This window comes from Lysinibacillus sp. NPDC097868 (assembly GCF_044761135.1).
Lineage (GTDB): Bacteria > Bacillota > Bacilli > Bacillales_A > Planococcaceae > Lysinibacillus.
In genome coordinates this window covers 254,941-270,311 of the sequence record NZ_JBIWBS010000004.1, presented here as the reverse complement: position 1 = coordinate 270,311, position 15,371 = coordinate 254,941, and the positions used below count along the sequence as shown (strand labels likewise).

The 15,371-nt window shown below is 38.2% G+C and carries 15 protein-coding genes and 8 tRNA genes; 1 reads left to right on the top strand and 22 read right to left on the bottom strand.

Annotated elements, in window-relative coordinates; translation table 11 throughout:
- Window positions 1–228: 228 nt before the first annotated feature.
- From ACIQXJ_RS20435 to acpS, 18 genes are all read right to left on the bottom strand, one after another.
- Window positions 229–302: transfer RNA gene (locus ACIQXJ_RS20435), tRNA-Gly, on the bottom strand.
- Window positions 303–321: 19 nt separating this feature from the next.
- A tRNA-Arg gene (locus ACIQXJ_RS20430) sits at window positions 322–398 on the bottom strand.
- A 29-nt stretch (window positions 399–427) separates the two neighbouring features.
- Window positions 428–513: transfer RNA gene (locus ACIQXJ_RS20425), tRNA-Leu, on the bottom strand.
- A 70-nt stretch (window positions 514–583) separates the two neighbouring features.
- Window positions 584–656: transfer RNA gene (locus ACIQXJ_RS20420), tRNA-Lys, on the bottom strand.
- 15 nt (window positions 657–671) lie between these two features.
- Window positions 672–746, bottom strand: a tRNA-Gln gene (locus tag ACIQXJ_RS20415).
- A gap of 5 nt (window positions 747–751) precedes the next feature.
- A tRNA-Asp gene (locus ACIQXJ_RS20410) sits at window positions 752–827 on the bottom strand.
- A 30-nt stretch (window positions 828–857) separates the two neighbouring features.
- Window positions 858–929, bottom strand: a tRNA-Glu gene (locus ACIQXJ_RS20405).
- Window position 930: 1 nt separating this feature from the next.
- Window positions 931–1,007: transfer RNA gene (locus tag ACIQXJ_RS20400), tRNA-Asn, on the bottom strand.
- A 79-nt stretch (window positions 1,008–1,086) separates the two neighbouring features.
- The gene (locus ACIQXJ_RS20395; RefSeq protein ID WP_403057036.1) at window positions 1,087–1,560 is read right to left on the bottom strand and encodes a SprT family protein; all 474 of its coding nucleotides are present in this window, start codon (window positions 1,558–1,560) and stop codon (window positions 1,087–1,089) included.
- A gap of 66 nt (window positions 1,561–1,626) precedes the next feature.
- Window positions 1,627–3,801: a Tex family protein gene (locus tag ACIQXJ_RS20390; RefSeq protein ID WP_403057033.1), complete on the bottom strand. Its 2,175-nt coding sequence runs from the start codon at window positions 3,799–3,801 to the stop codon at window positions 1,627–1,629.
- 151 nt (window positions 3,802–3,952) lie between these two features.
- The gene (gene sigB / locus ACIQXJ_RS20385; protein WP_403057030.1) at window positions 3,953–4,738 is read right to left on the bottom strand and encodes an RNA polymerase sigma factor SigB; all 786 of its coding nucleotides are present in this window, start codon (window positions 4,736–4,738) and stop codon (window positions 3,953–3,955) included.
- Window positions 4,716–5,186: an anti-sigma B factor RsbW gene (rsbW, locus tag ACIQXJ_RS20380; RefSeq protein ID WP_340822060.1), complete on the bottom strand. Its 471-nt coding sequence runs from the start codon at window positions 5,184–5,186 to the stop codon at window positions 4,716–4,718. Before rsbW ends, sigB begins: the two co-directional genes overlap by 23 nt.
- Window positions 5,173–5,517, bottom strand: a complete 345-nt coding sequence (locus ACIQXJ_RS20375) for an STAS domain-containing protein (RefSeq protein WP_403057027.1) — start codon at window positions 5,515–5,517, stop codon at window positions 5,173–5,175. Before ACIQXJ_RS20375 ends, rsbW begins: the two co-directional genes overlap by 14 nt.
- A gap of 278 nt (window positions 5,518–5,795) precedes the next feature.
- Window positions 5,796–6,146, bottom strand: a complete 351-nt coding sequence (locus ACIQXJ_RS20370) for a type II toxin-antitoxin system PemK/MazF family toxin (RefSeq protein WP_008177055.1) — start codon at window positions 6,144–6,146, stop codon at window positions 5,796–5,798.
- Window positions 6,147–6,150: 4 nt separating this feature from the next.
- Window positions 6,151–6,414, bottom strand: coding sequence for a hypothetical protein (locus tag ACIQXJ_RS20365; RefSeq protein ID WP_139859927.1), 264 nt, complete (start codon window positions 6,412–6,414; stop codon window positions 6,151–6,153).
- Between the two features lie 504 nt (window positions 6,415–6,918).
- Window positions 6,919–8,040, bottom strand: coding sequence for an alanine racemase (gene alr, locus ACIQXJ_RS20360; protein WP_403057024.1), 1,122 nt, complete (start codon window positions 8,038–8,040; stop codon window positions 6,919–6,921).
- A 497-nt stretch (window positions 8,041–8,537) separates the two neighbouring features.
- On the bottom strand, window positions 8,538–9,629 hold the full coding sequence (locus ACIQXJ_RS20355) for a LolA family protein (protein WP_403057021.1): 1,092 nt from the start codon (window positions 9,627–9,629) through the stop codon (window positions 8,538–8,540).
- 91 nt (window positions 9,630–9,720) lie between these two features.
- Complete coding sequence (gene acpS, locus ACIQXJ_RS20350) at window positions 9,721–10,074, bottom strand: holo-ACP synthase (protein WP_403057018.1); 354 nt, start codon at window positions 10,072–10,074, stop codon at window positions 9,721–9,723.
- Between the two features lie 64 nt (window positions 10,075–10,138).
- Here acpS and ACIQXJ_RS20345 point away from each other — a divergent pair, with 64 nt between their 5' ends.
- Window positions 10,139–10,759, top strand: coding sequence for a rhomboid family intramembrane serine protease (locus ACIQXJ_RS20345; protein WP_403057015.1), 621 nt, complete (start codon window positions 10,139–10,141; stop codon window positions 10,757–10,759).
- A gap of 107 nt (window positions 10,760–10,866) precedes the next feature.
- On the opposite strand, the gene ACIQXJ_RS20340 is transcribed toward ACIQXJ_RS20345, so the two are convergent.
- From ACIQXJ_RS20340 to cshA, 4 genes are all read right to left on the bottom strand, one after another.
- A complete protein-coding gene (locus ACIQXJ_RS20340; RefSeq protein WP_403057012.1) occupies window positions 10,867–11,442 on the bottom strand; it encodes a GNAT family N-acetyltransferase in 576 nt (191 codons plus the stop codon).
- A 110-nt stretch (window positions 11,443–11,552) separates the two neighbouring features.
- The gene (locus ACIQXJ_RS20335; protein WP_403057072.1) at window positions 11,553–13,025 is read right to left on the bottom strand and encodes a PH domain-containing protein; all 1,473 of its coding nucleotides are present in this window, start codon (window positions 13,023–13,025) and stop codon (window positions 11,553–11,555) included.
- Window positions 13,018–13,497: a PH domain-containing protein gene (locus ACIQXJ_RS20330; RefSeq protein ID WP_403057009.1), complete on the bottom strand. Its 480-nt coding sequence runs from the start codon at window positions 13,495–13,497 to the stop codon at window positions 13,018–13,020. Before ACIQXJ_RS20330 ends, ACIQXJ_RS20335 begins: the two co-directional genes overlap by 8 nt.
- 118 nt (window positions 13,498–13,615) lie before the next feature.
- Complete coding sequence (gene cshA / locus ACIQXJ_RS20325; protein WP_403057006.1) at window positions 13,616–15,160, bottom strand: degradosome RNA helicase CshA; 1,545 nt, start codon at window positions 15,158–15,160, stop codon at window positions 13,616–13,618.
- Window positions 15,161–15,371 lie beyond the last annotated feature (211 nt).

Here is a 15,371-nt window from a genome sequence, read left to right as displayed (position 1 = left end):
AAACTCTCCATAAAAGAAATTTGATTAGCTCAAATTGTTTTGCTGGCATCAATTTTGATGTCCAAAATTTTGTTTCGTTCACTAACATATGTTAGTTAGTAAAAACTATATTGATTACGTTTTGCTTGTTCAGTTTTCAAGGTTCATTTCGTTGCCGTTTGTTTTTAGCAACTTTTACATCTTATCATCAATCATTTATGATGTCAACATTTTTTTAAAATGTTTTTTTGGAGCGGGTGATGAGAATCGAACTCACGACATCAGCTTGGAAGGCTGAGGTTTTACCATTAAACTACACCCGCGAATACTTAAATTTTATTATGGCGCGCCCGGCAGGAGTCGAACCCACAACCTTCTGATCCGTAGTCAGACGCTCTATCCAATTGAGCTACGGGCGCAAGTATTAAATAACCGAACTGACTTGACTTGGTGCGGCCGAGAGGACTTGAACCTCCACGGGGTTGCCCCCACTAGGCCCTCAACCTAGCGCGTCTGCCGTTCCGCCACGACCGCATTCATAAAATAGGAACTTTCTTATTATACTATGATAACTTGAAATATCAACCTTTTTTCTTAAAAAAGATGAGCCATGAAGGACTCGAACCTTCGACCCTCTGATTAAAAGTCAGATGCTCTACCAACTGAGCTAATGGCTCAAATTAAGAAATGAATGGCTGGGGTACCTGGATTCGAACCAGGGCATGACGGAATCAAAATCCGTTGCCTTACCGCTTGGCTATACCCCAATAAGTGGCGGTCCCGACCGGGATCGAACCGGCGATCTCCTGCGTGACAGGCAGGCATGTTAACCGCTACACCACGGGACCAATGTTACAATTATTTATATTTATGAAAAATGACCCCTACGGGATTCGAACCCGTGTTACCGCCGTGAAAGGGCGGTGTCTTAACCGCTTGACCAAGGGGCCATGGCTCCGAAGGCAGGACTCGAACCTGCGACAACCTGATTAACAGTCAGGTGCTACTACCAACTGAGCTACTTCGGAATAATCATATTGTTTTGTCGTCTTTATCTTGTCGACTTTTACTATTATAAGGATAAGCTCAGTAAACGTCAATCTTTTTTTAAAAGTTTTTTTCTTCAACTAACTTTAATGGCCCTGAACACTTGCCGCAGCAGTATCTCTTCACATTTAATCTTATTTTTCTAACATAAATTTGGTGGCATTTTATACAAGTATATTTATATTGAGGACGCTGTTTTCCGTTCCGAGATGTAGGTTTCTGCAACGCTGAACAAAATCGAGGAGCGTTCACTTTTTTTAATAAATCCCGAAAATCCTTATCTCGGTGTTGGTAGCCCTTCCCTTCTATGTGCAAATGATAATGACATAATTCGTGAAGAATTATCCCCTCTACCTCACTGACACCATACATTTCATATGCTTTCGGATTTATTTCAATATGGTGGGATTGTAAAAGATAGCGGCCACCAGTTGAACGCAGTCTTGAGTTAAAGTATGCACGATGCATGAATGGTTTATGAAAACTTTCTAATGAAATGCGGCTTACAAGCTGTTGCAGTTCCTCATTGTTCAACTTCATCACCTCTAACAATAAGAATACCACACTGCGCAGTATAGACAGTGTGGCAATAAATTATTACTACTTTTCAATTGTTTGTTTCTCTGGAGGTAGCATTGTTAACGAAATACGCCCTTTGTTTACCTCTATCTGTTCCACCCAAACTGTGACAATATCACCTAGCGCTACAACTTCTAATGGATGCTTGATACGCTTCTTTTGTAGCTTAGAAATATGCACAAGCCCATCTTGCTTAACACCGATATCAACAAATGCACCGAAATCGACTACATTACGTACAGTGCCTTGTAATTCCATACCCACCTGTAAATCTTCCATTTTCAAAACATCGGTTTTTAGTAGGGGCTGCGGAAAGGCATCGCGTGGATCACGACTTGGCTTCTTCAAGGTATCCACAATATCCTGAATTGTAACGACACCCATTCCTAATGTATTACTTAGTTCTTGAACATTAAGGGAGGCGATTGCTTCCTCTGCCTTTTGCGTTCCTAGTTCTTTTTTATTTATATTTGCTACTTCTAAAATTTGTTCAGCTATATTGTAGCTTTCTGGGTGAATACCTGTAGCATCAAATGGGTTTTTCGCTTCAGGCACACGTAAAAATCCGATTGCTTGCTCATACGTTTTTGCACCAAGTCGTGGGATTTTCTTAAGCTGTGAACGTGTTGTGAATTGTCCATTTTCTTCTCGAACTTTCACAATATTTTCTGCAACGGTTTTCGATAGCCCAGAAACATATTGCATTAATGAAGCTGACGCTGTATTAACATCAACACCGACTTGATTGACTGCAGTTTCTACTATAAATGTTAACGACTCTGATAATTTCTTTTGAGAAACGTCATGTTGATATTGACCTACACCTACTGCCTTTGGCTCAATCTTCACTAATTCTGACAATGGATCTTGTAAACGGCGTGCGATAGAAACGGCGCTTCGCTGCTCTACTTGTAAATCAGGAAATTCAGCACGCGCAATCTCGGACGCTGAATAAACTGATGCACCAGCTTCGTTAACAATCACATATGCTGCATCTGTTTTCACTTCACTCAATACATCAGCAATAAACTGCTCCGTTTCACGTGAGGCAGTACCGTTACCAATCGCGATAATCTTAATAGGATACTTCGCTAAAATTTCTTTCACTACAGCCTTTGATTTTGCCACATCTGGTTTTGGAGGATGTGGATAAATAGCTGTAACTTCTAGCATTTTTCCTGTCTCATCAACAACAGCTAATTTACAGCCAGTTCGATAAGCAGGGTCCACTCCTAATACATATTTGCCCTTTAGCGGTGGCTGTAGCAAGAGGTTACGGAGATTTTCCGAGAAAATGTGAATAGCTTGCGCCTCTGCTTTTTCTGTTAATTCATTGCGTAATTCTCTTTCTATAGATGGCTGAATTAATCGTTTGTAGGAATCTTCTATCGCAAGTTTCACCTCCGCAATAGCAGGCGATGAACCTGTAGCGGGTATCCACTCTTTCCACATAATCATCAGTACCCGATCTATCGGCACTTGTATCGCTACCTTTAAGACATCCTCTTTCTCCCCACGATTCACTGCTAAAATACGGTGAGGAACAATGCGATTAACAGGTTCTTCATATTCGTAATACATTTCAAAAACCTTTTTTTCATCAACTTCTGCATTTTTTAATGTGGTTGTAAGTACACCCTCTTTCCAAGAAAAGGCGCGAATTTTTTGTCTTATACCCGCATCATCCGCAAAGCGCTCTGCCAAAATATCACGTGCCCCAGCTAATGCGTCATCTATTGTTGCAACATTCTCCACGTCAACAAAATTTTGAGCTAACTGGACTAATGCTTCATTACGATATTCTAATAGGAGGTCGGCTAGAGGTTCTAACCCTTTTTCCTTTGCAATTGTCGCCTTCGTACGTCGTTTTTGCTTATATGGACGATATAAATCTTCTACACGCTGTAGAACTGTTGCTATCTGAATCGCATTCTCAAGCTCGGGAGTTAGCTTATCTTGTTCTTGAATTAAACGAAGAACCTCTTCTTTACGTTGTTCAAGTTGCTGTATGTAATGGTAACGATCTTCTACAGCTTTAATTTGTACCTCATCCAGAGAACCAGTAGCTTCTTTTCGATAACGCGCGATAAACGGAACGGTGTTACCTTCATCTAATAATTTTATCACTGCCTCTGCTTGATTTGGTCTGATAGCTACATCCTTTGCAATAAGCTGTAACATTTGTTTTTGTTCCACATTATCACTACCTTTTTTCTTTTCATTTTAACACTACACTTCAATAAAAAACCAAAGATAGTCTACCTGATGGGGAAAACAGACAAAAAATAAGACGCTTATCGCTATTGGACGGAGAAATCCTCTAGTAATAAACGCCTTAGTTTCATCCTCACAGTGGCACACTACCACTAGCGAGAATGACTTCTTGTAATTTCTTAATTGCTTTTCTTTGTATTCGTGATACATGCATTTGAGAAATGCCCAATTGTTCGCCCGCTTCTTTTTGGCTAAGCTGTTCTAAATAAGTAAGCTGAATAACTTGCTTCTCTCGTTCATTTAAAACTTCCATAGCATCAGCAACGATCATCCTTCTATTGGTCATTTCATATCCCATATCTTCTTTACCCATAATATCAGCTAGTGTGACAGTACTTCCGTCATTATCTGATTCTATTGAATGATCCATTGATAGTGCTTGATAACTGCGACTCATCTCCATCGCTTCTAAAACTTCTTCCTCGGGTACCTCTAAACGCTCAGCAATTTCTTGAATGGAAGGTGAACGTTGGAACTCTATCGTTAACGATTCTACAGTCGATTTAATACGTGGCCCTATCTCTTTAATTCGTCTTGGCACATGAACGTCCCATGTTTTATCTCGTAAAAATCGCTTAATCTCTCCAACAATAGTTGGTACAGCAAATGCCTCAAAACTGCGGCCAAAACTTGCATCAAAACGTCTTATTGCACCTAGTAACCCCAACATCCCTACTTGCACGATATCATCATAATAAGATTTACCATATGAATATTTGCGTGCAATGGACTCTACTAAATTCCGATAATGAATTACCAATTTGGTTTGTGCTTCTTCATCCTCTGTTGTTTGGTACTGTGCTATCCACTTTAACACATCTTCTTTTGAAGAAGATTTATGTAGTGATTCTTTCGACATTTTTTTCCACCTGCTCCCTAGCGACATACTTTGTCATGAAAACAGTTACGCCACCATCGTTATTAATCATCACCTCATCCATCAAAGTTTCCATCAAATAAAGTCCTAAACCGCCCTCTCTTAGCCCCGCTATACTATCTTCAGGATGATAAGGCCCAATTTTTGTTTTAACCTCTTCAAAATTAAAACTATTTCCATAGTCTGCAATCATCATTTCCAACTTGTTATCATAAAGGGCGCAACCTATTACAATTTCGCCTTCCTCAGCATCTTTATAAGCATGGTGTACAACATTCGTTACCGCTTCACTAACTGCAATTTTCAAATCCTCGATTTCATCGAAGTTAAATCCAATACGATTAGCTAATCCCGAAACAGTTAAACGAATGACACTGACAAACTGAGGTTTTGCAGGAACCCTTATTTCAATATAATCAAATTCCTTCATTGCTTAATTCCACCTTTTTATCAGTTTCAATATCCATCAGTTCACTTAAGCCAGTAATTTCAAATAATCTTTGTAGTCGTTTAGATAGTCCGACAATCTTTACTTTACCTTCTTCACGTAATGCTCTTTTATAAAAAGCTACAAAAATCCCAAGACCTGTACTATCCATATAATTTACTTTCGATAAATCTAATTCAATTTCAATACCTTTTGTAACCTTTACTGCCTCTAGTTTCTCACGAAGACCTGAGGCTGTATACGTATCAATTTCACCTTCAACAAACCCATATAATTTTGTACCGTCTTTTTTAAAATGCACCACCATATCCATACAGTACACCTCCACCCTATTTATTCGACTTTTTTTCTTTTCCCACATTTATCGGATGTTAAACATGATTAACTATATTTATTATCATAACTTTAATTTTTTTTAGAGTTAACATAAAAGCATCGACATTTTTCTACAAAACTGACAAATCAATATTACTTGCATTTTTTTTCATTCTATTAATACTATTAAATAGTAAATTAACTATATGATAACGTAAAAAATTAAAAAAACATCAGGATAAGTAAAATCCCTGATGCTCTATACACATATGTATATCAAAATTTAACAAGCCCTAAACTAATCATCAACGCTCCATCCACTTTTTCCATCACTGCATGATCGAGCTGGGTAATACGATCAGTCAACCTAGACTTATCGATTGTACGTACTTGCTCAAGCAAAATGACCGAGTCACGTTCAAATCCATACTTCTCAGCATTTATTTCAACATGTGTCGGTAACTTTGCCTTTTGAATCTGTGCAGTAATTGCTGCGATGATGACAGTCGGACTAAATCGATTTCCAATATCATTTTGAATAATCAATACCGGCCTAGTGCCACCTTGTTCGGACCCAACTACCGGCGATAAATCTGCAAAAAAAACGTCACCACGTTTTACATTCAAAGTGTCATCCCCCGCTAACGAGACGCTCCACTGTATGTTGTGCTTCATATTCCGCGTGCAAGCATTCACTTGCAATCATCAGATTAATATGAGACATCTCAACATATCCTTTCATCATAGCTTCCCGTATTTGATTTGGTTGCTCCTGCATTAAATTTTTGCGCGACAAAAAACGCACAAAAGATTCACCTTCAATTACTTCCTTTGTTTGTAGAAACAGTCTATCTTGAACAGCAATTGTAGCTTCTCTTAACTTTTTCTCGTACACAGCAAGCACCTCCAACGGAACCATACACTTTTTCATTACTACTCATTCTACCATTGAAAGATATTGTTGAAAAGACATGAAATGACAAAATATCTGACAAATTGAAGAACAAGTTGTAAAATTTCGTTGGTTGTCGATGGTATATACTGCTTCCATATGTCTCTTTGACATTGGTGCATGTTGCTTAAATTCCTTGTATGCCTACGTTATAACCGAACTGGATAATATTTTCCCATACAATTATTAATTTCGACAAATATTTTCTAACTGCGAAGTATATAGAAAATAATTTTTATTGATGACTGCTATAAATAAAATCAATTACATCTCAGGCGTAATTGCCACTAGACTTTTTAGAGCACACTTGAAAAGCTCTTGGTAAAATCTGAGACATGCACTAGGAACTAATAATATGATTCAGCCTCGTTGTAACCCATACCGAATTCATTACTTATTTAACATTTCTCTCCCACTTATAGAAGTGAAAAACTTTGCTACAACAAGTTAAATGTATACTCGAGGAACTCTGGCTGTAATAATGCATGGTACTTCATAATTAATAGTTTCAAGCCTTGATGCCCATTCATCCATTGAAATAACTTCCTGTCCCTGGCGACCAAGGAGCGTTACTTTCTTACCTATAGCATATGCTTTTGGTAGAGCAACCATACATTGGTCCATACAAATTCGTCCAACTATCGGCATTCTTTGTCCGTCTATAAGTACATCTTGTCCAGCTAACTTACGAATAACCCCGTCCGCATAGCCTACTGGAATAGTTCCGATCCACATATCTGTCTGAGCAATAAATGTTGCTCCGTAACCTACTGAATCCCCTGCTTTTAACTGCTTGACATGCACAAGTTCACTCTCTAGTGAAAAGGCAGGTTTCAATTGAAATGGTAAAATGCCTTCAACGAAAGTAGATGGCGCTAACCCATACATTGAGATACCATAACGTACAGCGTCATAGTGTAAATGATTATCTTTCACTAATGCCGTCGCTGTATTGGATGCATGTACTAATCTAGGTTTTTCAGGCAATGTAGAAATAAGTTTTTCAAATAATTGTACCTGACTATCGAAATAGGCTGTATCCTTCTCATCGGCAGTTGCAAAATGAGTGAAAATGCCATCCAATTCTACATTGTATGTTGAATTGATTGTATGATATACCTCTAACAATTCTTTCTCTGTGCGAACCCCAATTCGCCCCATCCCGCTATCAACCTTTATATGTAGTTGTAAAGGGTTTACTTCACCAGCTATGAACGTTGAAGCTTGCTGTATCCATTCACTAGAAAATACTGTAAGTGTAATGCGCTGTTGCGCTGCATAAGGTGCAAACGCTACTGGTGAGGCTCCTAATATTAGTATGTCTGGTTCTTCGAAATGTGCCCGAATATGTAATGCTTCGTCTGGTGTAGCCACTGCAAGCATCGTTGCACCAGCTTCCAAAGCAGCTTGAGCAACTGCTATATCCCCATGTCCATATGCATTTGCTTTTACGACTGCGATAATTTGTACGTTTGGTTGAAGTAGTTCTTTTAAATTTTTTATATTTTGCTGAATTGCTTGTAAATCTACAATTGCTTTCGTTGGTCTAAAATGCTGCTGTGTCTCCATTAGAATACCCTCTTTTTTATTTATTAAACCGTTATGTATTGAAAAAACTACCAAATAACAATTCAATTATGCCTTAGCTTAGCTTCATTACATCCAGATTTCTCTCAAGCTTTCTAAAAAACTCCTCTAAAAAATCTATGCCATCTTCAAACCTTTAACTCAGCAAGGTTTTGATGATCCCTACTGAATATAATGCATTCATCCTCCACATATCGAAGTAGAGAACTTCCGCAAAAGTTAAAATTTCAGGCGTAATCCTCGTCGCAATTCAAATCAACTTAGCTCTACTTACATAAAAATTTACAGCGCTCGTTACTTAAATTCGACGACACTTCGCCATCTCCCTTTTTTCCCTATAAAAAAACCAGTTCGTTTTTGCAAATTACATAACACTATTCTATAGAAAGTATTATCTACAGAATAGTGTATTATTCAATTAGCATTTTTCACCAATAAGCTACAGCTCTCTTTATATAGAAAGCTGTAGCTTGAAAAAATTATTTCATACTACTTATCGTCATGGAAGCAGCAACTTCCATCATTTCTTCACGAGTTAATTTACTAGAAGCTACAAAGAATGCAACTCCATCTTTTTCCCAGCTAATAGACGTATCGGTAATTGCTCCGATTGTAAATCCTAAGTCGACAGGATCGCCAGGCGAAGTAACTGGTAACATAGACGTCTCTTTCATAACTGGTTGTTGCATAACCGTAAACGCTTTATCACCTTCAAACGTTAAAATAACACGATCCATGCCACCCTCACGAATAGCTTTCTCATCTGTCATTTTAGTGTTCTCAAAATTCACAACCGGATAATGCGTTTGGAATTCTTCATACTCAACCTCTGCACCGACTGCTTCTTTTTCACCATTTTCACCTTTTGCGTCTTTTTCATCTTTAGCATCTTTTCCGTCTTTATTTGTAGGTGCAGCTTGTTCGCCTTTTGAATCATCTGATTCAGTAAATTGCTCAACAGCATACTCTTTTGCAGCATGTTGTACACCTAATTTAATATTATTAAATGTGATACGGATTTGTTCTTCCTTGACATCATTCATAATGACTACAGATGTAGGGAGCATCGTTTTCTTATCAACTGTAATGACTTGGTGAGGCATACTATTTTTATAGCTATTTCTAGTAGCCGCTTCAAATATATATGCTTTGTCCTCTTCTTTCATGACTAAATTTTTATCTTCAGCTAAATCTTCTGCTAGTGCTCCGATTAAATATGCCTGACTATTTTTCTTTGGCCAATCACTTTGGAACTTATACATTTTGTTTAATGTTGGTGTAACAACAAAAACTCCATCTGCATTACGCACAATCATTTGCGAAACATCTTTCCCACTTTCAACTACTTCCACTCGATAGAAATCAGGTTTAGTATGCCATACGGTAACATCATACGCTCTAGGTTCTCCACCTGATTTAATCTCCATCTTAGCGTCTAACTCATAACCATTCGTCTCTGACCATTTACCATTAACTTTCTTTAACACTTTTTCCTGTGAGGCTGTACCACACGCCGACAGAAGTAATATCGCACAAATTAAGACGAGCCAAGTAACTAAACGGTTGCCCACGCTTTCACCCTTTCTTCTTTCAAATCCACTACGACAATATATGAACCGTATGTGTCAGTTATGTCATTTGATGAAAAGGCAATATATTTTATTACAACAGTAATATTACTTGTGCGGCTGCATATTGCTTAGAATGCGTGATACTGACAAAGCCATTTACAAGCTTTCCTTTAAAATATAAAACAGGGTTACCAGCTTCCCCTCTTAATATTTCAATATCTTGTAGTGCACAGTCTTTACCGATACCTGTGCCTAGCGCTTTCGAAAAGGCCTCTTTTGCGGCAAATCGCCCTGCCAAAAATTCTACTTTGCGAGATTCTGTATGCAAAGCAAATAGTGCTCTTTCTTTCTCTGATAAAATCCGGTCTTTAAATTTATCCGTACGTCTCATAGCCTTCACAATACGCTCGGTTTCTACAATGTCGAGACCTATTCCTTTAATCATATGAACTTCTCCTTTTCTTATTTCCAAAAAGCCATGTATAATAATTGTAAATTGAGGTGGAGCTATGTTTAGTAGAACAGAAAATTTTAAGCAATATACAAGTTATTACCCTGTTGTTTCAACATTAATAGCAGTGAATCTAATTCTTTATGTATTAACACTTGTTCCCGTTATAGGGGAACTGCTGTGGAACTATGGGATTCAAGTCAATTTCCTCGTACAAAGCGGTGAATGGTGGCGAGTTTTATCAGCAATGTTTTTGCATGCAAACTTTATGCATGTGCTCTTTAATATGTTTTCCCTGTTTTTATTTGGGCCAGAACTTGAGAAAATTGCAGGTAAAGCACGTTTCATTACGATTTATTTATTATCTGGTATCGTAGGTAACATGGCAACCTTTATGCTTAATGATGGAAGCTATGCAAGCCTTGGAGCAAGTGGCGCAATTTTCGGGATTTTTGGAGCCTTCGGTGCTCTTGTATACTATACACGTCGCACAATGCCAATGCTTCGTAAGCTTATATTACCGATTATCGTCATCAGTGTCATCATGACTTTCTTACAGTCTAATGTAAATGTTTATGCCCATTTAGGCGGTTTAGTGACAGGATTCGTTCTCGGTCTTATTTACTTACATCCCAAAAGAATTTTAAGCTGGCGCAAGCAAAAAATGGCTGGCAAATAGCTAATAAAAAAGAGGAGCTGATCCGTACAGTGATGTCTACATCACTTATGGCTAGTCCTCTTTTTTTACCTCAAAAACTTCGCCTCACTGTCATACTATCGTTGAAATTATAGTACAACATTAGCCTCTTTAGCCATTTTTATTTTTTTCCATTCTGCCGCGGTTATCCCATATACAACTTGATCAACATGATGATCGTATAACCATTCAGCGTCTCTTAATCGTCCTTCTTCATTGAAACCTAACACTTTTGGAATTGTACGACTACGAATATTTCCTACTGCAACCCGTACTTCAATGCGATTTAACTTTAAATAGTCAAAAGCAAAATCGATGAACGCCATCATAGAATTTGTCACAAGCCCCTTGCCAACAAAATCACTTCCAAGCCAATAGCCAATGCTCGTCCATTTATGTTGCCAATTCACTTGATGATAACCAATAACTCCCGCTAACTTACCGTCATAATAAATCCCAGCCTGTATCCCATTATTATCAGCATATTGTTGCATTGCATTTCGTACAAATTGTTCCGTATCCTTGACCGTCTTCACATTATCTACAAAGGGTAACCACTCACGTAAAGTCTCTCTCGAACGATCCGTTAGCGCAAATAATTCATCTACATCACTTAAATCCAACATTTTTAAATATGTGTGTTCATTTATGCTGTATCTAAACATCAATTCCACCCCTTTTCATCGATTTATTCTATTATAAACGCGTTTTTTCTATTATTGTATATAAAAAAAGCCAACCTCTACATTTTCTTGTAAAGATTAGCTTATTTCTATTAATGTTCATACCAGGATAATATGGTTTCTGCATCTCGTTGCTCCAGGCTTGGTACATTACCTGTCATACCAGACATTCCTGACATTACCGTTGCTTTTATAGACATTACTTGCTTGCGCTTTTGGAAATACGTTTGACTACTTTCCATAGATTGTATACGTTTTTTCTCCATAAACAATGTGATACGGCTGAAGATACGATATTGCATTGCGAGTTGCTTTCCGTCAATCATATAACCTGCTGTTTTATGTTGCCAAATGCCGAGCAATACTGATAGTGGAATTAGTAAGAATGACAACAACCCGTATGGATATAAGAAATAACTACAAGCACCTAAAATCGGTACAAGCCACAAAAAATCTATGCGATAAAAGAATGGACGTGCTCGTTTCGGAGCCCTCGTAAATTCAGGTTGCCAATTCATTTCAGGGAAAAGCTGAACTAGTGTTTGTAAACAATCTTGCTTTTTAATTAATGGGAATAACGCAATTTTCTTATCTCGCCCTTTTTCACCGTTGCCACCAGCGCTTTCTACAATAACAGTTGCAAAGCCAAATACTTGTCGCAAAGGATTTTCAACAATTCGGATTGCCTGAATACGATTTAATGGCAGTGTAATTCTTTTCTTCTCCAGTAACCCCTTAGTAATCATTAGCTTTTCATCTTCAATACGAACTGTATAATCGTAATAATTTACAAGTGTTATAACAACCGATACGAACCATGCAATGATAAGTACAAACATGACCATTAAGGCAACTAAAAATGCCCCAACCTTCACAAAATCCGCCAGTTCATGAAAGACTTCTTCATAAGGAATTATATCTGAAAACTGTGAGACTACTGCCACAAGACCAGACAATACGACTCCTATCCCACCAGAAGTCGTCGCTAATACAAGTAAATCCTTCATCGACATATGGTAAATAGCAGGAACCATTACTTCACTTATTTGCTCAGGTGATTGTTCTACGTCAATATGTTGAGCTATTTGCGTTTTTGCACGACGCATTTCCTGTTCAATTACGTCTGCTGCTATTTTCCGGATAGCTGTCAATTCTACCTCTGGCTTACCGCCCTTATTCCCTGCCGTCTCAACTTGCACTTTTACTAAACCGAATAGCCGATGAAAAATACCTTCATGGTAATTTAAGCTTTGAATGCGTTCAAATGGAATATAACGCTTCTTTTTTACGAATAGTCCATACTTCACCCGTAATTCGCCATCCTCAAACCAATAAACAAAGGTACGCCATTTAACGATACCACCAACAAGTGCAAGCACTGCTGCTACACCCCAGACACCAAACAATAAAACTGTTTCAAAAAAATGTTCGCTGCGGAAGTTAAACGAAAAGTTAAAACCGTTACTAATAATAATAATTGCAACAGGTAAAATCATACTTTTTAGCGCTTTGACACTAGAAATAATGGCCGATACTGGGTGCAAACGATACACTTCATTAGACATCATCTTCCGCCACCCTTGCTAATTCCGAAATACGCGCACGAAGTCCATCTGCCTCATCCATGACAAGTGCAGGAATTGTATGTACTGTGGCAGCTGTAGAAATTGAAATATTGCCTAAGCTATATCGTTTTAAAATAGGCCCTTGTGTAGTATCAACATGTTGTACACGTACCATTGGTATAAGTGTGCGTTTTACAACAAATAAACCATGTTGCACTTCAATTTCATGCTCACGCACTTCATATCTCCAACGCTCCCATCGGATTTTAGGAAATAAATACGCCAATAAAAAGGCACTTAGTAAAACAACAGCAATTGCAATGATATAAATAAATGATGGCCAATCAAAATAATAAGTACCGTAACATGCCAATGCTGCGATGATTAACAATAGTAGTGTTTGTAACACACCATATAATCGCCATACAGTTAAGCCTTTACGGGAAATTTGATGAATTGGTTCAGCTCTCATGTTGTTCCTCCTCTTTTAATTACCTATGTATACGTACACTAACACTAATTTGTTTCAATATAAATATAAAAAAACCTTACAGTCGATTTGACTGTAAGGTTGGAAGTTTCAAAATTAATTAGTCTTCATGACGACGTGGTGCACGTGAACGACCTTGTCCACCTTCACGGCGAGCTCCACCTTCACGGCGACCACCTTCACGACGGCCTCCACTGCTGCGACGATCTCCGCCACCACTACCTTCACGACGGTTACCGCTAAAGCTACGTCCGCCACCGCTTCTGTTACGACCGTTACGATCGCCACCGCGGCCACCGCCGCCGCCAGAACGCTCACGGCGCATTGGTAATGGACGTTCTTCTGTAATTGTAACAGGCGAATCATCCGGCTCTTTTGTTAATGAGCGTAATGCAGCAGCTACTACATCGATTGCATCATGGTTTTCAAGCACTTCTGTAGCTAATGTACGATAGTCACCTAAGTTATTATTTGAAATAAGACCTTCAAGCGTCTCAATAGCTAAACGTTGTTGACCTACTAAAGCTTCGTCATTTGTTGGTGGACGAAGTGGTGTCATACGTTTTTTCGTTGTTTCTTCAACGATTCGTAAATAACCCATTTCACGAGGTGTTACAAATGTTACTGCAAGACCTGATTTTCCGGCACGGCCAGTACGACCGATACGGTGAACGTAAGACTCAGGATCTTGAGGAATATCGAAGTTATATACGTGTGTAACGCCTGAAATATCAAGACCACGCGCAGCTACATCCGTTGCAACAAGGATATCAATTTTATTTTCTTTAAATTGGCGTAAAACTGAAATACGTTTTGCTTGGCTTAAATCACCATGAATTCCTTCTGCAAGATATCCACGGATAGATAAAGCTTGTGCTAACTCATCAACGCGACGTTTTGTACGTCCAAAGATAATTGCTAATTCTGGTTGGTGAACATTCAATAGACGAGATAAAACATCGAATTTTTCACGTTCAGCAGCTTTTACAAAATATTGTTCAATGTTATCCACTGTTAATTCTTTTGCTTTAATTTTTACAATTTCAGGATCACGCATAAATGTTTCAGCAATTTTGCGAATTGCCGGTGGCATTGTTGCTGAGAATAATAATGTTTGTCGCTCAGCAGGTACGTTTTCTAAAATCGAATTAATATCATCGATGAAGCCCATGTTTAACATTTCATCTGCTTCGTCCAATACAAGTGTTTGAACATCTTCTAGTTTTAAAGTACGACGATTAATATGATCTAAAATACGACCTGGTGTCCCTACAATAATTTGTGGTTTATTTTTCAGTGCACGAATTTGACGGCCGATTTCTTGACCACCGTAAACTGATAATAATTTCACACGCTTGTCGTAACCGACTTTATATAGTTCTTCTGAAACTTGAATCGCTAATTCACGAGTTGGAGCAATAACTAATGCTTGGATATTAGGGTTTTTAGGATCGATTTTCTCGATAAGTGGAATACCAAAAGCGGCAGTTTTACCAGTACCAGTTTGCGCCTGACCTAATACATCGCGACCTTCAATAGCAAAACGAATAGTACCCTCTTGGATTGGTGTTGCTTCTTCGAATCCCATACGTTTTACTGAACGTAGTGTAGATTCGCTAATATTTAATTCTGAAAAATTTGTCAAACTTCTCAATCTCCTTTTTCCTTTTAAGTTGACAAATGGTTACATTTTCAGATGAAGTTGTCGGCAAATTCGAGCCTGTGTTGTGGAACGTTTCCGTTACTTAAAAATTTTCTCTACAAAGGTTTCATGTAGAGCTCTCTTATATGAAAAGGAAAGCCCGGTCTTTACCGAGCGGTTCGATTCTGCGTAATTATTCACTTAGAATAAAACC

Coding starts and splice junctions, on each gene's coding strand:
- ACIQXJ_RS20335 (WP_403057072.1), bottom strand. CDS start 13,025: ATGTCTAATGAAGTGTATCGTTTGCACCCAGTATCGGCCATTATTTCT.
- ACIQXJ_RS20340 (WP_403057012.1), bottom strand. CDS start 11,442: ATGTTTAGATACAGCATAAATGAACACACATATTTAAAAATGTTGGAT.
- alr (WP_403057024.1), bottom strand. CDS start 8,040: ATGGAGACACAGCAGCATTTTAGACCAACGAAAGCAATTGTAGATTTA.
- sigB (WP_403057030.1), bottom strand. CDS start 4,738: ATGTCGAAAGAATCACTACATAAATCTTCTTCAAAAGAAGATGTGTTA.
- ACIQXJ_RS20330 (WP_403057009.1), bottom strand. CDS start 13,497: ATGAGAGCTGAACCAATTCATCAAATTTCCCGTAAAGGCTTAACTGTA.
- ACIQXJ_RS20375 (WP_403057027.1), bottom strand. CDS start 5,517: ATGGATATGGTGGTGCATTTTAAAAAAGACGGTACAAAATTATATGGG.
- ACIQXJ_RS20345 (WP_403057015.1), top strand. CDS start 10,139: ATGTTTAGTAGAACAGAAAATTTTAAGCAATATACAAGTTATTACCCT.
- acpS (WP_403057018.1), bottom strand. CDS start 10,074: ATGATTAAAGGAATAGGTCTCGACATTGTAGAAACCGAGCGTATTGTG.
- rsbW (WP_340822060.1), bottom strand. CDS start 5,186: ATGAAGGAATTTGATTATATTGAAATAAGGGTTCCTGCAAAACCTCAG.